The sequence below is a fragment of the Bradyrhizobium sp. genome, from assembly GCF_035652035.1.
Lineage (GTDB): Bacteria > Pseudomonadota > Alphaproteobacteria > Rhizobiales > Xanthobacteraceae > Bradyrhizobium.
Map to the genome: position 1 here is coordinate 36,504 of NZ_DASREO010000093.1, position 19,299 is coordinate 55,802.

Consider the following 19,299-nt stretch of genomic DNA (forward strand, 5'->3'; position numbering starts at 1 on the left):
ACGGCGCAACGCTATTAACGATGATTAAGATTGTATTAATCGCACCATTTCTTTCGTGACGGCCAGCCAATAGGATGGTCGCTCGGACATGGGCGAGCGGACTGGCCTCATTCTAGGCCGGCTTTGGCGTGGCATTCGAACATGACACCCGGTGGGGCTTGCGGGGGCTTTCGCAGCACTCTCCCGGATTGCGTAAAAAGTAAGATGAGGGCTCGGACTCAACATGGCGAACACCCCCAAAAAGGTCAAAGACCCGACAGAAGTCGCGCTTTCTGCCATTCAGGAAGCCCTCAACATCGACGGTTCGGCCAGTGACATCCGGGGCTCGGCGCGCAGCGATGCGGCGCCGGAGATGAGCGCCACGCCGCCTTCGTTTGACGAGCCTTCGTTCGACGCGCGCCCGATCAATGACCGGACTACCACTTTCAACGCCGTTGAAGAAACGCGCGTGACGCGGCGCGCCGCCAATGACGATCGCGAGACCATTGGCCAGCTTTTGCAGGCGATCCAGAAAGGCCGTCCTGCACGCAGCGCCTTCACGCTTGCGATCCTTGCCAGTGCCGTCTGGTTCATTGGCGCCGCCATTCTGACCATCGGATTCTGGCCGTCGATACAGGGCTCGGGCGCGACGCTGACGCTTGCCGGGTTGCTGGCGCTTTTTGTCGCGCCAATTCTGATGTTTTTCTACATGGCGCTGTTGTCTTCGCGCGGCAAGGAACTGCAGATGATCGCGCAATCGATGGCGCAGGTCGCAGTCCGCTTCTCCGATCCCGAAACCGCGGCCAGCGATTCCATGGTGACGGTTGGACAGGCAATCCGCCGCGAAGTCGCGGCGATGGGCGATGGCGTTGAGCGCGCAATCGCGCGTGCAGGCGAACTCGAAACGCTGGTCGCCAACGAAGTCGCAGCTCTCGAGCGCGCCTATAGCGACAACGAGGTGCGAATTCGCGCTTTGCTCCAGGACATCGCCCATCAGCGCGACAACCTGGTCGGCCAGGCCGAGCAGGTGCGCAGCGCCATTTCCGGCGTGCAGATCGATCTCCGTCACGACATCGCGCTGATTTCCGACGCGATCGCCTCCCGCGTTGACGAGGTTGCCAAGAGCATCACCGGCGCCCTTGAAGAGCGCGGCGCGCACATCACGAGCGCGCTGGCCAATGCCGGCGACAACATGATCCTGGCGCTCGGCGAGCGCGGCGGCGACCTGCTCGACCGGCTCGAGGAAGCGAGCGCGGAGACCACGCGCGCAGTGCTCGACGCCTCGGAGCGCCTGACCACCAGTCTCAATTTCAAGACCGGTCACGTCCATGACGAGTTCGTCGAACTCGCCGACCGCGTCCACGACATGCTCAACGAGCGGCTCGACCGCATCACGGGCGAGTTCGAGCAGCGCTCCGCCACCATCGTCGACGGCATTTCCGACCGCACCGAGCAGGTGCACGACTCCCTGAAGAACTCATCCGACTCGCTGCTGCTCGAACTCGAGCTGCGCTCGGGCGACCTCGTCAACAAGATCGACGAATCCGGCAATCGCCTCGCCTCGAAGATTCTCACCTCCGGCGAAAAGGCCAGCGACGCGCTCGACGTCACCGCAAATGCACTGGTCGCCAAGGTGATCGGACAGACCGAAAGCGCGCACGACGCGCTCGCTCTGCAGATGAGCGCCTTCGACGAACTGGTGAAGAACCAGGGCGGCGAGCTGGCGGAGAAATTCGCCCGCGACTCTGGGACGCTCGGCGCGCTGATCACCCGCCACATCTCCGAATTCGACCGCACCGTGAAGACCTTCGGCGGCGAGATCGTCGAGAAGATGGGCCAGCGCACCCAGGACATTTCGGACACGCTCAAGGGCTATGTCGAAAACTTCGACACCCGCCTGACCTCGAACGGCGGCGAAATCACCGCTTCCCTCGATCAGCGCCTGCAGCAGTTCGAGACGACGTTCAAGGATCGCGTCTCCCATCTCGATACCTCGCTCGACACCCGCCTGCAATCGCTCGAGCAGACCTTCGACAGCCGCGCCCAGTCGGTCACCTCGACCATCGACGCACGGCTTGGCACCCTCACCGCACAGCTCTCCGACGGCACCGCGCAGGCGGTGGCTGCGGTCGACCAGCGCATTGCCAGCGCAACGGATGCCATCGACGGACGGGCGACGCAGCTGACCGAAACCATCGCGGCGCGCTTCCAGGATATTCACCAGGGAATCGAGACCAGGATCGGCGCGGTCGCGACCGACATCGACACGCGCGTGTCGCAGTTCGAGGAGCTGCTCGACTCCCGTATCGAGGCGGTCGCCGGCCGCATCGAAAGCAGCGGACGCCAGGCCTCTGAAGCGCTGATGACGCGCGCCGAAGAGTTGTCGAGCGGCATCAAGTCCCATGTCGAGGATGCGGAACGCTCGCTCACCAACCTCGTCGTCAACACCAGCGAGACCATCCAGACCGGCGCCCGCGCCGCGCAGCAGTCGCTGCTCGGCGTCTCCTCGGAGGTCGGCGCGCAACTGAAGCTGACTTCCTCGGAAGTCGAACGCGCGCTGACCGCGGTCGGCGGCAGCGCCGCCAATTCGATCGTGACCAGCGCCCGCGACGCGCAGACCACGCTGGTGTCGGCCTCCTCCGACGCCGCCAATCAGGTCAAGTCGCTGGCATCCGATATCGAGCGCTCGCTGTCGGCCGCAAGCTCGTCGACCGCGAACGCGATCGTCACCGGCGCCCGCGAGGCCCAGACCACGCTGGTGGCCGCATCGGCTGACGCAGCCAACCAGGTCAAGTCGCTGTCCGTCGACGTCGAGCGCACGCTGGCGGCCGCCGGCAGCGCCACGGCCGCCTCCATTCTCGCCGGCGCGCGCGAAGTCCAGACCTCGCTGGTCAGCGCCTCCTCCGAGGCCGCCGACCACGTCAAGTCGCTCGCCGCCGACATCGAACGTTCACTCTCGGCCGCCGGCAACGCGACCGCCGCCTCCATTCTCGCCGGCGCACGCGAAGCGCAGACGACCCTCGTCGGCGCTTCGACCGAAGCCGCCGATCACGTCAAGACGCTCGCCACCGACGTCCAGCGCTCGCTGACCGCGGTCGGCGCCGACACGGCCGCCTCCATCCTGGGCAGCGCGCGCGAGGCGCAAAGCTCTCTCACCGCGACCTCTGCGGATGCCGCAAGCCAGATTCGCGCGATCTCGAACGATCTCGAACGCGCGCTCTCGACGGTCACGACCAACACCACCGACCGGATCACGGCGACGGCGCAAACCTCGCAGCAAGCCCTGATGGCGGCCGCCAACGAGGCCAGCGCAAAGGTCAAGTCGACCTCGGCAGACGTCGAGCGTTCAGTGCTTGCCGCCAGCGGCTCGTTCGGCTCGGCCATGACCGGCAAGACCGACGAAATCGTCACCTATGTGCAGCAGCAGACCGAGCGCCTGTCGCAGGCCATCGACGCCAAGCGCGGCTCGCTGGTCGAAGCCATCGGCGCCAAGACCAGCCAGCTCACCGCGGAAGTCGACCGCGTCACGGGCGAAGCCTTGCGATCGATCGAGACCCGCGCGCAAGGCTTCTCGCAAGCCATGCTCAGCAACAGCAGCGAGGTATCGCGCAACATCACCTCGGCCGGCGAACTCGCCACCTCTTCGGTCAACAAGTCGCTCAAGGACCTGGAAATGTCCTCGCGCAACGCGATCGACCAGTCGCGCCAGGTGTCGATTGCCGCCGTCACCGAAATGCAGGAGACCAGCAAGATCCTGCGCACCGACACCGTCGCCTTGTTCGAGCGGCTGCGCGAAGGCAACATCCTGCTCCAGGAAGTCTTGACCGGCGCCCACGACAACCTCAACTCGCTGGAGCGCGCGCTCGTCACCCGCGTGGCCGATTTCGTCTCGGCCATGAACGACGTCACGACGCGCAACGGCGCGGCCACGCAGACGCTGGAAGACCAGCTCAGCGTGTTCAATTCCAAGACCGCGAAGGCGCTCGAGGATCTGAACTCGCTCTCCGGCCAGTTCGAGAGCCACGGCAAGTCGCTACTCGAGGCGGCGGCCGTCGTCGAACAGAGCAACCGCTCGACCTCGGCCTCGCTCTCCGAGCGCAAATCCGCGCTCGAGTCGCTCGTCACCACCGTCGACCTGCGCACCACCGATCTCGATCAGCGGCTGTCGCGTTTCACAGGCCTGCTCGACGAATCGCTGGCCGCGGCCGAAGAGCGCGCCCGCGACATTGCGCGCGTGGTGGCGGAAACCGCAGGCCAGGGCTCTGCCGCGATCAGCCGGCAGTTCGAAGCCGTCCGCGTCGCGGCCGAGGAAGAACGCCGCCAGACCGCGAATGCAATGGCCGAGATCTATCACCAGAGCACTGAAGAAGCGGATGCGATGTTCAAGCAGTCCGCCGAGAAGTTCGCCAACATGGTCGCCAGCATGAAGCAGATGGCCGGCGAAATGCAGCGCGAGCTGGAAGCGACCCGCAACGAGCTTCGCCGCGGCGTGCTGGAAATGCCGCAGGAGGCCGCCGACTCCACCGCGCAGATGCGCAAGGTGATCGTCGACCAGATCGAGGCGCTGGCGGAACTCAACCGCATCGTGGCCCATCACGGCCGCGGTCTCGACGTCGTGTCGAACAACCGCGCCAGCACCTACCGCGAAGAAGAGCCGGCGCTGGCCGCCGCCGTAGGCGGTCGTGCCGAACCGCCGCCGCCACCGCGCCAGGCCCCGCGCGGCAGCGCATCGAACCTGCCGCCGCCCGATCTCGGCGGGCCTCCCGCGCGCCGCACCGAGGCGCCGCCGGTCGCGCCTGCGGGCTCGGATCAGGGACGCGACGGATGGCTTTCCGATCTGCTCAGCCGTACCGACGGCAGCGCCGGCGCACCGCCGCCCGCTCCTCCGCGCGGCCGTGGCGCGAACCAAAGCGGGACTGGCGGCAATCCGCTGGAATCGCTGTCGCTCGACATCGGCCGACTGATGGACCGCAACCTCGCCGCCGAAATGTGGGATCGCTATCAGCGCGGCGAGAGCAAGGCGTTTTCGAAGCGGCTTTATACGCCCGCCGGCCAGAAAGCCTTTGATGAAGTCGCGCGCAAATATCGCAGCGACCGCAACTTCAAGCAGACGGTCGATCGTTATATCGCCGAGTTCGAACGGCTGCTCGACGAGGTCGCACGCGAGGATCGCGGGCCGCAGGCCCTGCGCAACCACCTCACCTCGGAGACGGGCCTCGTCTACACCCTGCTCGCGCATGCCGCGGGACGGCTGGGGTGAGCGGCGAGTAGCGAATAGCGAATGAAAAAACGGAGGCCTATCGGCCTCCGTTTTCGCTTTGGCACATCGCTATGTCATGCCTTTTTTGAAATCGTTTGAACCGCGCGTGAGGCTGCCTTTCGAACGTGACCGTCAACGTCCTCAGCAAGGTCGGATAACACCGGTAGGATTTCGGCGCCTGAAAAGGCCTCGGCCAGCTCACAGGCCCGCGACCGATGTCGAGCAAGTTCATCTAAACGAAAAGTATCAAAAAGCAGCTGCCAGTTCGCTGCAGTGGCTCGGTATCGCAAGACGCTAGCCGCCTCTCGTCGAACAACGATTTCGGGGTCGTCATTGTAGATGCCAAATACGAGCGGGAAATCTTGGTTGACCCAAATAGAGCTCAACGCGCGAAGCGCACTCTCTCGAGTGGTTGCAGAAGGATCTCCCAAAAGGGCCTGAACGCGGTCATGTGCCTCGACCAACTTCCATCGCGCGACAACATCGCAAGCCGTACGCACCACATACCCTGATGTATCAGCCAAAGCAACGAGGATGATGGCTTGCAATTCGCGCCCTCGCGGGTGGTGCCCAATAACTTCCACCGCCGTGCGCCGCAAGAATTGATCGCTGGATTTGGCGGCGATGGCGAGAGCCTTCAGCGCCTCGGCACCATCGCGCGACTTAAGTTCGTGGACGGCTTCATGGGACATAGGCGGTCGAGTATCGGGGCTCGACATGCCAACTGGATCGCTATTGGGCTCTGCGCGGCGGTGGCGGCGTGGGCGTCGAGGCCGAGGCGGCGGCGGGCGAGGTCGAACTGCTCGCGCCGAACAACAGCCGCGTCGGATTGCGGTCGAGATTGTTCACGGCGCGACTGATATCGGCGAGCGTGCGGCGGCCATCCGCCATCAGGGCGCCGGATCGTTTGTCGAAATCCTCAGCCAGTTCACGGATCGATTGCACAGTCAGGAACAGTTCGCCGCCATCCTTGCCGCCGGCCAGGTGATTGAGCCCAAGCATCAGACTGTCGGCCTTGCCCATGACGCCGTCGACCTTGGCCATGACGTCGTCGATCTTTTGGGCGTTGCGCGACAGCGACGCGGTGAAGGTCTCGAGGTTATGCAGCGAATTCTTCACCGCCAGCTGATTGTCAGCGACCACCCGGTTGATGTTCTGAAGCGTGCCGCGGATCGCTTCCGTCACATCCTGGAGCGCGTTGGGGTCGGCGGTCAGGACGGGTATGCCGTCATCGCCAAGCGGAACGGGCGGGGCATTCTCGTCGCCGCCCTTCAGCGAAATGGCGGCGACGCCGGTCAGTCCCTGAAACTCAAGCCCGACGATGGTGTCCTTGCGGATCGGCGCGTTGTTTTCGATCATGACGCGCGCAACCACCCGGCGCGGATTGTCGAGCTTCACCGAGATGACCTCGCCTACCCTGATACCGTTGAAATTGACGCTGCCGCCGTTGCGCAAGCCCGCGGCGGGCCCCTCGAAAATCACGTTCATCGGGCTGCGCAGCTTGGTGGTGTGCAGGCTCTGGAACCACAGCACGAATCCGAATGCGGCGGCGATCACGGCAAGCGTGAACGATCCGATCAGCACGTAATTCGCCCGCGTCTCCATTACCTAAACTCCGAAACCGACCAAACGAGCTTGAAAACCACAAGAAGAGGCAAAAATGCGTTCGCGAACTATCCCGAAGAACTAACCCATGACCGCGCGGGCGCGTTTGCCGTGGAAGTAGGCCCGGAGCCAGGGGTGCTGCGAGGCCTGCATGTCGGCCATCGATCCTGCGGCAATGATCTTACCGTTCCCTAAAACGGCAATCCGGTCGCACGCCGTATAAAGGCTGTCGAGATCGTGAGTTACCATGAAAACGGTCAGGCCCAAAGTCCGCTGGAGGGTTCTGACCAGCTCGTCGAAGTCGCCGGCGCCGATCGGATCGAGGCCCGAGGTCGGCTCGTCCAGAAAGACCAGCTCCGGATCGAGCGCCAGCGCGCGGGCCAGCGCCACACGCTTGATCATGCCGCCGGACAGCTCCGACGGGAAACGATCGGCAACCTCGGGGCGCAATCCGACCATGCCGAGCTTGGCGATGGTGATCTCGTCGAGCAGGCGCTGGGTGACGTCGAGATATTCGCGCACCGGGAACTGGATATTCTGACGCACGGTCAGCGAGGAAAACAGCGCGCCCTGCTGAAACAGGATGCCCCAGCGCCGCTCGACCGCGCGGCGCTCCGAATTGCTGGCGGCATCGAGATCGACCCCGAACACCTCGATGCGTCCGGAGACTTTCGGCACGAGGCCAATGATGGTGCGCGTCAGCACGGATTTGCCGGCGCCGGAAGGCCCGACAAAGCCCAGGATCTCGCCGCGCTTGACGTCGAGGTCGAGCCCGTCGAGCACCTTGGTCTTGCCGAACTGCACGGAGATATCGCGCACGCGGATGATCGCGTCCTGTTTCGCGATCGTCACCTGGCTCGAACCCTGCGCGGGACCCTGGCTCTGAACCTTGCTCTGCACCTCGATCGTCATCGTCACATCCCGATCGAGGCAAAGAAGATCGCGAACACGCCGTCCATCACGATCACAAAGAAGATGCCTTTCACGACCGACGACGTCGTGTGCTGTCCAAGAGACTCTGCGCTGCCCTGCACGGCCAATCCCTCGACACAGGCGACGATGCCGATCACCGCCGCCATGACCGGCGCCTTGATCAGGCCGACCGTGAAGTGATCGATCGAGATCGCGTCGCGCAGCCTGAGCAAAAACGCTTCCGGATCAACCCCGCCATAGAGCCAGGCGACGAGCCCGCCGCCGTAAAGGGCGGCAATCGCGCCAAGAAACGCCAGGATCGGCAGCGCCAGCACCAGCGCCAGCATCCGCGGCAGGATCAGAACCTCGATCGGGTCGAAACCCATGGTGCGCAGCGCGTCGATTTCCTCACGCATCTTCATCGAGCCGAGTTCGGCGGTGTAGGCGCTGCCCGAGCGTCCCGCGACCATGATCGCGACCAAGAGCACGCCGATCTCGCGCAATACCAAGACGCCCAGCATGTCGACCACGAAGATGTCGGCGCCGAACCTGCGGAAGTGGAAGATACCTTGCTGGGAGATGATGCAGCCGATCAGGAAGGTGATGAGAACGACGATCGGCACCGCGCGCCAGCACACCTGCTCCATGTGATGGATGGTCGAGGTCAGGCGGAAGGATCTAGGATGGGTGAAGACGTGCCAGCTTGCGGCCAGCACCGCGCCCAGCATGTCAATGAGGCTGAGAAGCGTGCCGCCGGCGCCGGCCATGGTGCGACCGACCTGATCCAGCATCCCGGTGATGGTCACGTTGGTGACGTCGGCCGCCGGAAAGGCTTTTACGCGGCGGACCTCCTCGACGAGCGTGGAATAGTCCGCGGACAGGCCCGCGATCTTGGCCTCGATGCCGCCCTGGGTCAGACTGCGGCGCAGCCGCTCGATCAACCAGGCGCCGAAGGTGTCGAGCTTGGAGATCTGCGAGACATCGATGAAGACGTTCGCCGCCTTTCCCTTCAGCCGTTCGGCATCGGCAACCATCTGCTCGAGCTCGGAGGCAAAGCGCGCGGTCCAGGGACCGGCCGCGCACAGCGCGAGCCCGCCTCCCTTTGCGATACGCTCCAATGTCGGGTCGCCGTTCACGGTTCCAGCTCCTCCTAGTGCCCACTTTCCGAAGTTCGTGCCCCGTCTCAGCATCCACCTTTCACGAACTTCGGAAAGGCATGGGCACTAGCAAACTTGTTGATGCCAGTGCCGCTTATCTATTTGAAGTTCCTGAACCGATTTAGCCGCTTGTCTGCAGGAACTTCAAATAGGCGGCGCTGGTGTTCAGATATCACTTGAAGAGGGAAATTCGGGCGCGATTTGGTAAACTTGTGTAACACAATGCGGCCCGGCGGTTCAGAAAAACGGCTAGATATTAAAATGACTTCCGAGAAAGTGCCAACGCTTGAGGCGAGAATCGAGCGTTGGCCGATCGAAGGCAACTTCACGATCAGCCGCGGCGCCAAGACCGAAGCGGTGGTGGTGGTCGCAGAAATCCGCCACGGCGAAGTCACTGGCCGCGGCGAATGCGTACCCTATCCTCGCTACGGCGAGACGCCGGAAGCGACGCTTGCGGCCATTCTTGGCATGACGAATGCCATCGCCCGCGGCCTTGATCGGCAGGCCTTGCAATCCGCGATGCCGGCATCGGCCGCCCGCAATGCGCTCGATTGCGCCCTGCTCGACTTCGAGGCCAAACAACATGGCCAGCGTATCTGGGACCTGATGGGTCGTGCTGTTCCCCTTCCTCGCGTCACCGCCTTTACGATTTCACTGGGAACGCCGGAGGCGATGGCCGCGGCGACCGCGAAAGCCGCGCACCGACCGCTGCTCAAGATCAAGCTCGGCGGCGACGGCGATGATATGAGGATTGCAGCCGTTCGCAAGGCCGCGCCCGACTCCGAACTGATCGTCGACGCCAACGAGGCCTGGACCGAAGCCAATCTCGAGCAAAATCTCGCGGCTTGCGCGGCAGCCGGCGTCACGCTGGTCGAACAACCCTTGCCGGCGGGCAAGGATGCGGCGTTGTCGCGGATCAAGCGGCCGATTGCGGTCTGCGCCGACGAAAGCGTGCACGATCGTGCTTCCTTGTCCGGCCTTCGCGGACGCTACGACGCCGTCAATATCAAGCTCGACAAGACCGGCGGACTGACGGAGGCGCTCGCGATGGCGGATGCGGCAACCGTGCAAGGGTTTGACATCATGATCGGCTGCATGGTGGCGACGTCACTTGCGATGGCGCCCGCGATGCTGATTGCGCAGCAGGCCCGCTTTGTCGATCTCGACGGCCCGCTTTTGCTGGCGCGAGACCGCGACGGCGGCCTGCGCTACGACGGCAGTCTGATTTATCCACCCGAGCCTGCGCTCTGGGGGTGAGCCTGAAGCGAGCGACGCGCGGCCCACATGATGAGCGCGCCTGCGAGCGCCATCGCGGCCATCGCATAATAGGCGCCGAGGCCGTAACGGGTGTAGATCAGACCCGAGACGATCGAGGCGCCTGAAGAAACAATGCCGCTCGACGCCGCCAGATAACCTTGCGCGCGCGTGACGACCGGCAGCGGCACGTGCCGCACCATCAGCCCCATGGTGCCGACCTGCGTCAGCCCGAAACTCAGACCATGCGCAAGCTGGACAACGGCAAGGATTGCGACCGGTGGCTCCTGCGCCGTGATCAGCCAGCGCGCCACCGCCCCCAACCCACCGAGCATCACCAGCGTCGATGGTTGCAGCGCAAATCGCGGCGACAACGCAAAGACCACGATCTCGGCCACAACCCCGATCGCCCAGAGGACCGCAATCGTCAGGCTATCGAGCCCTGCGAGCTGCCACGTGATGGAGCCAAACACGTAGTAGACGGAGTGACTGCCTTGAATCAGCGCAGCAGTGACGATGATCGCCAGAAAAGCGGGACCACGCAGTGACGCGGCTGTACCGTGTTCCGTCGGCGTTTTCGTCTTGCGCGCGTCCAATGGCTGCAAGCCGAGACCGATCAAGGCGCCGAGCGCGGCGGCCGCCACGATGATCCAGATCAGATGCTCCGCCGCGATCAGGCCGGCAAGCCATCCGCAGCCAAGCGCGCCGATGATGAAGGCGGCCGAGCCCCATAATCGCACCGGTCCATAGTCGAGACCCAATTGCACCACGCCGCGCAAGGCATAGGCGTCCGTCAGTGGAATGGTCGGCGTCCAGACCGCGGAAGTCAGCACATAGGCGACGAATACCGCGACCGGCAAGTGCTGGGTGCCGATCACGGCAAAGCCGAGCGTTGTGGCGAAGGCGGTCGCGATCATGGCGCCCCGCACGGCGGCATGGCGCTCCGCAAGACCCGTCACGACAGGCAGGACGGTAAACCGCGTCAGCGCGGGGACCGCCGAGATGATGCCGATCCAGGCCGCGTCGATCCCGACGGCCTTAAGCCAGACCGGAAAGAACGGCAGCTGGCAGCCGGTCAGTCCGAAGATCGCGGCATAGAACAGCGCCAGGCGGACCGCGAAGCGCCGCGACAGGCTCTGCGATGCGATGGGGATTTGTGATTCGGCCGGCATCAATTCAATTGCGATTCGCGCGATATCGTGGTGATCGTTAGAGTTAAAGCGATGGTTTAAGTCGAATCACTATCGTGCCCGGGACTATTGTCTGAACATGATTTTTTCGGAAAGCCGGTTCCCATTTTCCGGGGTCATACGCGCGCAAACGTTGGCGCGGATGAATTAGCCATGGCCGACGAAATATTCGCCCTGTCCCCGATCGCCGCGCGCCCGGTCCAGCCGAGCGAGCAGGACTATGACGCCATCAAAGAGGCGTTCATGGAGACCTCGCGCGGGCGCTGGTTCCTCGGCGAATATGCCAAGCGCAACCGCAACGCCGACACCAAAATGGTGCTGGATGCCGTGGCGCGGATCGAGGACACGCTGGCAGCGGCGCAAAAAAAGCCGGTGCGCGATCCCCTGCTCGATGAAGCCTTGACGTCGTTTCGCACGGCGTTGGCTGAGGCGCGAGGCGCCGCACAGGCAGCCGTCGGCGATCTGGCGCTCGAGCAAAACCTGGCGCCGGTGCGCAAGGGCGCGCGCGTCATCCGGGAGATTGCCTGGCGCTTGCGCGAAATCGGCGCTGACGGCCGGATTTGCGACCTGATCGACCAGCAAGTCGCCGCCATCGAGGGAGCTGCCGGAAAGCTGAGCCCGTCCGATCTCGCCAGCACCTTGAGCGGTGCTTTCGATCGGATCGAAGGGAAAATCGCAGCTTTTGATGCGGATGACACGGTGGCAGCGCCGCCGCCGGAAGCGAAGCCGCCGGAAGCGATGAACGGAGCACCGGCGGCGGAAGCGCGACCGGCTGAGGCTGAAGTCGAGATCAGGGTTGATGAGCCCGCCGCGAACGTGCCGGCGATGCAGGCGTCGCCGGTCGCCTCGGATGCCGAGACCGAAGCCAAGGTAGAGAGCAAAGCTGCCGTCGATCCAGCTGTCGCCGTTGAGACTGCGATGGCGGTGGCCGAGGCGGTGAGCACATCGCACGATGGCTTCGACGCCAATGACGACGCCGTGCTCGACATGGTGGCGATGGAAATGGCTGCGTTCGACACGGACGAGGCCTACGAACCGAAGCTCGAAGATGCCGAAGTCTACGAGCGGCAGATCCAGGAGAGCCAGACTCGAGAGAACCAAATCAGCGCGGGCCATGTTCAAGCGAGCCAAGTCCGCGGCGATCAAGTCCGCGAGCACCAGGCCGACACGCCACAAGCCGACAAGATGCCGGTGAGTGTGCCGTCCTGGGAGATCGACGTCACCTTTGCTTCGGACACGGGCCATGCGGCTGAAGCGCCAGTCGTCGCTACGGCATTGCCGGCCGTCACGCCGCTTCAGCCCGAACCCGAGCCTCTTCAAAGTGAACCGGAGCCGCCACCTGCGCCCGCGCCATCGCTCGGTTCGAGCCTGCTTGCAAACGGAATCGTGCCGCGGCCGCGCAGCACAGCGCCCGATCCGCTGGCCCCGATCCGCCGCATGAGCCAGAACGAGAAGATCGCGTTCTTTTCGTAAGGCCCTTTATTTTTGACGCGTTTTCTTCACGCGAAACGGTACCCACTTCGCTTGAAAACGCTATGCTCGCTCACTTCACCGGGAAATGCACCATGGTGACGCCGCCGGAGGCGTAGTTCGGCACGTCGCCCGCGACCGCCTTGCCTTCGTTCGAGCCCAGCGCGCTCATCAACGCAGCTTCGCTGTCGAAGTCGGCCTCGAAGATGCAGAAATACCCCTTGCCGGGCCCGAGCGGTTTGACGTCGAACGAATAACGGGGGTTCTTGGCGCCGGGCAGCTTGTGCGCGAGCGGCACATGCGTCTCGACATAGTACTTCTTGAAATGCGCGGGGTCCTTGGGTTCGTTGTAGAGCACGAGCAGCCGATGCATGAAATTCCTCCCGGTTTTTGTTTCTGATCCATCCTCTTTTGAGGACGATTAAGGAAAACGTTAGGCGATCAGCCGCGCGTACAAATCCGCATCCACATTGCCGCCGGACAACACGATCACGACAGTCTTGCCGCGCGCCTCGATATGGCCGGCGAGAAGTGCAGCAAGGCCAACCGCGCCGCCGGGCTCGACCACGAGCTTGAGTTCGCGGTAGGCAAAGGCGACCGCTGCGCCGACTTCCGCTTCCGACGCGGTGACGCCTTTGGCGAGCAATTTGCCGTTGATGGCAAAGGTGAGTTCGCCGGGAATCGCCGCCATCAGCGAATCGCAAATGCTGCGGCCTGCGGCCTTGTGCCGCTCGCGTTTTCCCGCGCGAAGCGAGCGGGCGTGATCGTCGAAATTCTCGGGCTCGGCCGATATCACCATCGCTTGCGGGAAGCGCGCCTTCACGGCGGTCGCAACACCCGCAATCAGGCCGCCGCCGGAAACCGGCGCCACCACAATGTCGGGCGCAATGCCGAGGTTCGCGAGGTCCTCGCAGATTTCCCGTCCCACGGTGCCTTGCCCCGCGATCACCTTGGGATCGTCGTACGGAGGCACCAGCGTCGCGCCGCGCTTGCCTGCGATCTCGCGCGCGATCGCTTCGCGGTCCTCGCGGTCGCGATCGTAAAGCACCACCTCGGCGCCGTAGGATTTGGTCCGCTCGCGCTTGGACAGAGGGGAATCCACCGGCATCACGATGGTGGCGGGCATGTTGAGGATCTTTGCCGCCGCGGCCACGCCCTGCGCGTGATTGCCGGAGGAAAACGCCACCACACCGCCCTGGCGCGCGTCTTGCGGAATCGACGACAACTTGTTGAAAGCGCCGCGGAACTTGAACGAGCCGGTCCGTTGCAGGACCTCGGGCTTGAGAAAAACCTTGGCGCCGACAATTTCGCAGAGCACAGCCGGCGACAACAGCGGCGTGCGCACGGCAAATGGCGCAATCACGCTGGCCGCGGCGTCGACATCGGCGGAACTGACGGGCATGTGGGACAACGGTTCGTTCATGGGGCGATTAAACGCCTGTCGCGCCGCGACGGCAAGGGTGCAGCCGGCGTTCGGTCATGCAAGAAAAAGAGGCGCGCGCGTCTCGACCGGTGGGCCGGGCTAGGCCGCGGCGCGGGCCGCCACGGACGGAACGGGAAGCTGCCGGGGCGCGAGATCGGTCCAGGCGATGATTTCAAAGCGGCCGTCTTCGTGCTCGACCAGCGCCGTGCAGCTCTCGACCCAGTCGCCGCAGTTCATGTAGCGGATCCCCTGCTCGTCACGGATCACCGCATAATGAATGTGGCCGCAGATCACGCCGTCGGCGTTGTGGCGGCGCGCCTCGGCGACCAGCGCATCCTCGAACGCGCCGATATAGTTCACCGCTTTCTTGACCTTCTGCTTGGCCCATTGCGACAGCGACCAATAGCCGACGCCGAACATGCGGCGGAAGAAGTTCACGAGCCGGTTCATCTGGATCGCGAAATCGTAGGCGCGGTCGCCGAGATGGGCGAGCCAGCGCGCGTTCTGCACCACGAGGTCGAAGATATCGCCGTGGATGACGAGATAGCGCTTGCCATCGGCCCCGACATGCACCGCGTTCTCGACCACATCGATGCCGCCGAAATGCGTGCCGTAATATCGGCGCAGAAACTCGTCGTGATTGCCGGGAACGTAGATGACCTTGGCGCCCTTGCGCGCCTTGCGCAGCATCTTCTGCACGAAGTCGTTGTGCGATTGCGGCCAGTGCCAGCTCGACTTCAGCGCCCAGCCGTCGACGATATCGCCGACGAGATAGATCGTATCGGCATCGTGGACACGGAGAAAATCCAAGAGTTTATCGGCCTGTGAACCCCGTGCGCCGAGATGCACGTCGGAGATAAACAGGGTGCGAAAACGCCGCTCCGGCTGTTCTTCACTCATCTGGTCACTTGCCATGCGCGCGCCTAACAGATTCAGATGACACTTCGATGAATGGACGCACCCCGCGCACACGGCACGAATCGAACGCCGCTCATTAAGACTCGCGATAACAGGCGCTTGCGACAAACAGGCGACGTCGGAGAGGTTCCCAGTGATGCATGAATGGTTAACAGCGTCAGCCGCAAACTCACCCTTCTCGCGACACAACGCGTCCGAGTTGTTCACAAAGATCAGCCACTCCGCCACCTCATCGTCGTCCCTGCGCACGCAGGGACCCATAACCGCAGGCCTTCATTGTGGCCCGAAGCTGTTGGACCGCATCTTTCAATACACACGACACGGCGTCGCGATGAGCTACGCTCACGCGGGGGTCCCTGCTTTCGCAGGGACGACCGTGTTGTGAACACGCGACCTTATTCTCGCGACGCGAATTCGCCCGAGCTCTGCACAGAATTGAGCCACTCCAGATGGAGGGCGCAGGGAAAGCCGGATGCCCAATGCACCCGCAGCCTTGTGTGCAAAATAAAAAAGCACACAAGCGTAGTCACCACAGGTTCACCGGAACGATCCGGCCTTCCCTGCGCGATGGTTTTAACGGTGTCCTTCGCGCTCTCCCCGGCGATCGGGCTTTGTTGCCGCCGTCACCAGCGCAATGCGCAAGCATTGTCGCCAACTTGACATCAGCGTCGAGATGTCAGGACCACACGACTTTGCCGTCCGCATCAGAGTCGCTCGTCTCGCGACGCTTCCGCGTCCATCGCATCCCGCCCAACGTTCGTGACGATGGCCAACGCCCCTCTGAGCAAGGCGGGATGATTCGCTTCTATTGCTGCTTCTACCCCGCGGTCAAGCACAATTTCGGAAAATCAGAAATGACCGTTGGAGCTGCCGAGTTCTCCTGACGCGAACTCTGCTTTGGCTCCGAGAATATCTGATCCTGCGCAACACCTCGCTCCAATCATGGCAGCAATCGCATCTCAGGCGTTGCGCGATCAACGGACTTCACCGGCGGCCGTCTCGAAGTCTGAAAATGGCCCATAAGCGACCTATGTTTGCCGCTGGGGAGACCTCTGCCCCAACAGTGGTTCAACTGAGAAGGAGAGCATCATTGCCAGGCAACCGACCGAATGAAACAATAGCGGCTCCGGCCAAATAGAAGCGCAAGGACACGTTTATGAAAGACCTGTCTGGAAAGACCGCGTTCGTCACAGGCGCCGCATCGGGTATCGGACTGGGCATCGCCACTGCGCTGTCGCAGGCCGGGGTGAAGGTCATGTTATGCGACATTGAGGATGAGACGCTGGCCAAGGCGGTGGCGACCCTGAAACTCACGAACGCCGATGTTGACGGTGTAAGAGCAGACGTCTCGGTCAAGGCGGAGCTTCAGCTTGCTGCTGACGCCACCATCGCGCGATACGGCAAGATGCATATTCTGGTCAACAATGCGGGGGTTGGCGGTGCCGGCTATTACGGCCGCTGGTCCGACGCGGGTTGGAATTGGGCTCTGGGCGTCAATCTGATGTCGGTGATCTGGGGCATCGAGATTTTTGGCCCGCTCATCGAAGCGCACGGCGAGGGAGGACAGATCGTCTCCACCGCGTCCATCGCCGGACTGATTTCAGGGGGAGTGGCTCCGTCGTACAATGTGAGCAAATATGGCGTCGTCGCGCTCTCCGAGGCACTGCGCGTCACTCTCGCGCCGCGCGCGATCGGAGTATCCGTTCTGTGTCCGGGTTTTGTTCGCACCCAAATCACGAACTCGCTCCGAAATGCCCCTCCGGGGTTCGTCAGCACTCTTGGACCACTCCCGACAGAAGGACCGGTCGCCGATCTCATCAAACTATTTCAGGAGCGGGTATCCAACGGCATCGATCCGCTCTATGTCGGCGAATTGGTTCGAGAAGGCATTGAAAATGACTGGCCGTACATTTTCACCGACACCGAGTTCGAGCCCTTGGTCGATGAGCGCTTCGCCGCCATAAAGCAGGGCTTCGACCGTATCCGCGGGCGACAGCCGAGACATTGAGCGCGGCCAAATGCGTGATTGGTTGCAATCTCGGCGCCGCTGACCCACGGCCGAAACCCGATCCGGGGATCGCGATCTTATCAAAGGCATCCGATGATACTACACCGCCGAACGCTAGTGCGGGTCACGGAATCAGGCGGACCCAGCATAGTCATGGGACGTCTAACCATGTGGGTCATGGCCCGGGGCGCACGTTCCTTCAGAAAAGCCACGACCTCGGGACTTATGTCTGCCACCGACCGGCGCATCTTTCCGGCGTTCGAAAAGAGCCCGCCGCCTTCGTGATCAAGCCGAAGCGCGCCGATGTCGACGATCTCCCCAGCGCGAACCTGGAATTTGGCATGAGGGCCACCATACCCTTCATTTGTATTGTTGCACCTTATGCTCAGCAAAAGGTACTCGCCTGGAGGAAGTGAGGTAATCCCGCCAAACGCCGCTAGCTTTCCTCCTCCGATCACGCTGGCCCTGATCGTTTTTGTCGGCGCGTCCTTGTCGAGAGTTTGGCCGAGAGTGACTACAGGAAAGACACAACGCGTGACACCCCCACCGATCTTTGGTGTGCTGAGGATCGCGTCAACGATCACCACACCTCGATGGTCTTGCAGCTCTCGAGCGATGTGTTCGTCGACCGGCAAACCATCCTCCGGTCTTAGAACGTCCCCGCTTTGTGCCCGAGCAGAAGTCATTGAAACGACTACCGCGAGCCAGACCGCCAGAAGAATGGTACGCTTCATCGTCATTGTGCCTCCCGCAACCGCTCTCAATCCTAGCAGGTGCAGCTTACCGAATACAACCATTGGGCCAAACGACGCGGAAAATCAGCCAGGCGAACAGGCATCAAAACTTCATACCATCTCGCTGCATTGGCAAATGCCGGTCGGTCTAGCGCGAGGACGGGCTTCGCGCTTTTCCGCGGGCGTGATGGAGCGGAAGCACCGGCCGACCGCTCCGCCGCGCCCGGTTCACTTTTTGCAGAGGTTGAATTCGTTTGCCGCGTCCGTGGTAGCCTGCATCTGAGAAGAGGGAGTGGCGGATCATGCAGGAAGCGGAGCCAGAAGTGTCCTCGAAAGCCGTCAGTGCGCGGGTGGTCGATTGCCTTGTCGCGGCCGCTTTGGGTGTCCCCTCCAGTTTACTCTTTTTGGCGGACAGGCTGAGTGCTTACGAACTCGCGGCCGTGCTGGTGTGCGGCGGACTATTTTCAATCCTGATTCTGCGGCGCGTGTTCAAACTGGACAGAGCCCTCGATGACCCTGAGCGCATCGCAGCCGGTCAGTCACTGATCGAACAGGAAGCGGAGCGTCGAAACACAAAGCGATGAGGCGAATGCTGCGTGGTTTTGCTGCCGGGCTTCACCGGTCGAATCCCACAAAGGTCGTCGCGTCGTCGACGGACTTGCGCTCGGATATGACGGCATTTGCCGGGAAGCTCTCGTCCGGCCAGCCCAGCGCGATGCTTTTCATGATCACCTGATCGTCCGCGATCCCGGCATGCTCGCGCACCACGGGGGATTGCATGATCCCCTGGCTGTTGATGACGGCGCCAAGCCCCCGCGACCATGCTGCGTTAACGAGCGCGGTCGCCACCGCGCCGCAGTCGAACGCGGTATCGTCGCTGGACGCGAGCACGCGATCATAGGTGACGATCACACACACGGGCGCATCAAACTGACGAAAGCCGCGCATGACCCAGTCCTGCCGACGCTCCTTGTCATCGCGCGCGATTTCCATGGCGCTGAACAATTGCTTTGCGACGCCGATCTGGCGTTCGCGATGCACCCCCTCGAATGGCTGGCCAATTCGAAACTCGCGCGAGTGCGGCACGCCTGCCAGATTGCGCTCGGTGTTACCCCGGCGAATGCGATCCAGCGGGGCGCCGGTGATGACATAGAAATTCCAGGGCTGGGTATTCATCGAAGACGGCGCGCGCATCGCCAGCGCCAGGATTTCCCGGATCAATTCCTGCGGGACCGGATCGGGCTTGTAACCGCGAATGCTTCGCCGGCCGAGAATGACGTCATCGAACTTCATCTTTTGTACTTCCCGAATTGGCATGAGGACTGCGTTCTCTCTCACAGCTTTGGCTATGTCCATAGGGTTTCGAAGAGATCGCAGCTGAAAGGAGCG

The 19,299-nt window shown here is 62.9% G+C and carries 15 protein-coding genes; 5 read left to right on the top strand and 10 right to left on the bottom strand.

Annotated features, from left to right (window positions below):
• Positions 1-223 precede the first annotated feature (223 nt).
• Complete coding sequence (locus VFB05_RS25265) at positions 224-5,239, top strand: hypothetical protein (RefSeq protein ID WP_325017451.1); 5,016 nt, start codon at positions 224-226, stop codon at positions 5,237-5,239.
• Between the two features lie 74 nt (positions 5,240-5,313).
• Here VFB05_RS25265 and VFB05_RS25270 read toward each other — a convergent pair whose 3' ends face one another.
• The 4 genes from VFB05_RS25270 to VFB05_RS25285 form a co-directional block, all read right to left on the bottom strand.
• A complete protein-coding gene (locus tag VFB05_RS25270; RefSeq protein WP_325017452.1) occupies positions 5,314-5,931 on the bottom strand; it encodes a HEAT repeat domain-containing protein in 618 nt (205 codons plus the stop codon).
• A gap of 40 nt (positions 5,932-5,971) precedes the next feature.
• The gene (locus tag VFB05_RS25275) at positions 5,972-6,844 is read right to left on the bottom strand and encodes an MlaD family protein (RefSeq protein WP_325017454.1); all 873 of its coding nucleotides are present in this window, start codon (positions 6,842-6,844) and stop codon (positions 5,972-5,974) included.
• Between the two features lie 81 nt (positions 6,845-6,925).
• Positions 6,926-7,756 carry an ABC transporter ATP-binding protein gene (locus tag VFB05_RS25280; RefSeq protein WP_414643318.1) on the bottom strand — a complete coding sequence of 277 codons (831 nt, stop codon included), beginning with the start codon at positions 7,754-7,756 and terminating at the stop codon, positions 6,926-6,928.
• A 2-nt stretch (positions 7,757-7,758) separates the two neighbouring features.
• Complete coding sequence (locus VFB05_RS25285) at positions 7,759-8,892, bottom strand: ABC transporter permease (RefSeq protein ID WP_325017456.1); 1,134 nt, start codon at positions 8,890-8,892, stop codon at positions 7,759-7,761.
• A gap of 282 nt (positions 8,893-9,174) precedes the next feature.
• Here VFB05_RS25285 and dgcA point away from each other — a divergent pair, with 282 nt between their 5' ends.
• On the top strand, positions 9,175-10,170 hold the full coding sequence (gene dgcA, locus VFB05_RS25290; protein WP_325017458.1) for an N-acetyl-D-Glu racemase DgcA: 996 nt from the start codon (positions 9,175-9,177) through the stop codon (positions 10,168-10,170).
• Here the strand turns inward: dgcA and VFB05_RS25295 are convergent.
• The gene (locus tag VFB05_RS25295; protein WP_325017460.1) at positions 10,140-11,339 is read right to left on the bottom strand and encodes an MFS transporter; all 1,200 of its coding nucleotides are present in this window, start codon (positions 11,337-11,339) and stop codon (positions 10,140-10,142) included. The two genes, dgcA and VFB05_RS25295, sit on opposite strands and share 31 nt — an antisense overlap.
• 171 nt (positions 11,340-11,510) lie before the next feature.
• Here VFB05_RS25295 and VFB05_RS25300 point away from each other — a divergent pair, with 171 nt between their 5' ends.
• The gene (locus VFB05_RS25300) at positions 11,511-12,830 is read left to right on the top strand and encodes a hypothetical protein (protein WP_325017462.1); all 1,320 of its coding nucleotides are present in this window, start codon (positions 11,511-11,513) and stop codon (positions 12,828-12,830) included.
• Between the two features lie 70 nt (positions 12,831-12,900).
• Here the strand turns inward: VFB05_RS25300 and VFB05_RS25305 are convergent, their stop codons facing one another.
• The 3 genes from VFB05_RS25305 to VFB05_RS25315 form a co-directional block, all read right to left on the bottom strand.
• Positions 12,901-13,200 carry an EthD family reductase gene (locus tag VFB05_RS25305; RefSeq protein ID WP_325017464.1) on the bottom strand — a complete coding sequence of 100 codons (300 nt, stop codon included), beginning with the start codon at positions 13,198-13,200 and terminating at the stop codon, positions 12,901-12,903.
• Between the two features lie 60 nt (positions 13,201-13,260).
• The gene (locus VFB05_RS25310; protein WP_414643319.1) at positions 13,261-14,229 is read right to left on the bottom strand and encodes a threonine/serine dehydratase; all 969 of its coding nucleotides are present in this window, start codon (positions 14,227-14,229) and stop codon (positions 13,261-13,263) included.
• 120 nt (positions 14,230-14,349) lie between these two features.
• The gene (locus tag VFB05_RS25315; RefSeq protein WP_414643320.1) at positions 14,350-15,150 is read right to left on the bottom strand and encodes a UDP-2,3-diacylglucosamine diphosphatase; all 801 of its coding nucleotides are present in this window, start codon (positions 15,148-15,150) and stop codon (positions 14,350-14,352) included.
• A 1,174-nt stretch (positions 15,151-16,324) separates the two neighbouring features.
• On the opposite strand from VFB05_RS25315, the gene VFB05_RS25320 reads away from it, so the two are divergent.
• Positions 16,325-17,176: an SDR family NAD(P)-dependent oxidoreductase gene (locus tag VFB05_RS25320; RefSeq protein WP_325017470.1), complete on the top strand. Its 852-nt coding sequence runs from the start codon at positions 16,325-16,327 to the stop codon at positions 17,174-17,176.
• 80 nt (positions 17,177-17,256) lie between these two features.
• On the opposite strand, the gene VFB05_RS25325 is transcribed toward VFB05_RS25320, so the two are convergent.
• Positions 17,257-17,916: a hypothetical protein gene (locus VFB05_RS25325; protein WP_325017472.1), complete on the bottom strand. Its 660-nt coding sequence runs from the start codon at positions 17,914-17,916 to the stop codon at positions 17,257-17,259.
• Positions 17,917-18,212: 296 nt separating this feature from the next.
• Between VFB05_RS25325 and VFB05_RS25330 the strand changes: the two genes are divergently transcribed.
• Positions 18,213-18,494, top strand: a complete 282-nt coding sequence (locus VFB05_RS25330) for a hypothetical protein (RefSeq protein WP_325017474.1) — start codon at positions 18,213-18,215, stop codon at positions 18,492-18,494.
• 31 nt (positions 18,495-18,525) lie between these two features.
• Here VFB05_RS25330 and VFB05_RS25335 read toward each other — a convergent pair whose 3' ends face one another.
• Complete coding sequence (locus tag VFB05_RS25335) at positions 18,526-19,203, bottom strand: nitroreductase (protein WP_325017476.1); 678 nt, start codon at positions 19,201-19,203, stop codon at positions 18,526-18,528.
• Positions 19,204-19,299: the final 96 nt, after the last annotated feature.

Excerpts from the sequence above, each read along its gene's own strand:
- VFB05_RS25325 (WP_325017472.1), bottom strand. The coding sequence starts at position 17,916 with ATGACGATGAAGCGTACCATTCTTCTGGCGGTCTGGCTCGCGGTAGTC.
- VFB05_RS25280 (WP_414643318.1), bottom strand. The coding sequence starts at position 7,756 with ATGACGATCGAGGTGCAGAGCAAGGTTCAGAGCCAGGGTCCCGCGCAG.
- VFB05_RS25270 (WP_325017452.1), bottom strand. The coding sequence starts at position 5,931 with ATGTCCCATGAAGCCGTCCACGAACTTAAGTCGCGCGATGGTGCCGAG.
- VFB05_RS25275 (WP_325017454.1), bottom strand. The coding sequence starts at position 6,844 with ATGGAGACGCGGGCGAATTACGTGCTGATCGGATCGTTCACGCTTGCC.
- VFB05_RS25320 (WP_325017470.1), top strand. The coding sequence starts at position 16,325 with ATGAAAGACCTGTCTGGAAAGACCGCGTTCGTCACAGGCGCCGCATCG.
- VFB05_RS25265 (WP_325017451.1), top strand. The coding sequence starts at position 224 with ATGGCGAACACCCCCAAAAAGGTCAAAGACCCGACAGAAGTCGCGCTT.
- VFB05_RS25310 (WP_414643319.1), bottom strand. The coding sequence starts at position 14,229 with ATGCCCGTCAGTTCCGCCGATGTCGACGCCGCGGCCAGCGTGATTGCG.
- VFB05_RS25315 (WP_414643320.1), bottom strand. The coding sequence starts at position 15,150 with ATGAGTGAAGAACAGCCGGAGCGGCGTTTTCGCACCCTGTTTATCTCC.
- VFB05_RS25295 (WP_325017460.1), bottom strand. The coding sequence starts at position 11,339 with ATGCCGGCCGAATCACAAATCCCCATCGCATCGCAGAGCCTGTCGCGG.
- VFB05_RS25305 (WP_325017464.1), bottom strand. The coding sequence starts at position 13,200 with ATGCATCGGCTGCTCGTGCTCTACAACGAACCCAAGGACCCCGCGCAT.
- VFB05_RS25300 (WP_325017462.1), top strand. The coding sequence starts at position 11,511 with ATGGCCGACGAAATATTCGCCCTGTCCCCGATCGCCGCGCGCCCGGTC.
- dgcA (WP_325017458.1), top strand. The coding sequence starts at position 9,175 with ATGACTTCCGAGAAAGTGCCAACGCTTGAGGCGAGAATCGAGCGTTGG.
- VFB05_RS25335 (WP_325017476.1), bottom strand. The coding sequence starts at position 19,203 with ATGAAGTTCGATGACGTCATTCTCGGCCGGCGAAGCATTCGCGGTTAC.
- VFB05_RS25330 (WP_325017474.1), top strand. The coding sequence starts at position 18,213 with ATGCAGGAAGCGGAGCCAGAAGTGTCCTCGAAAGCCGTCAGTGCGCGG.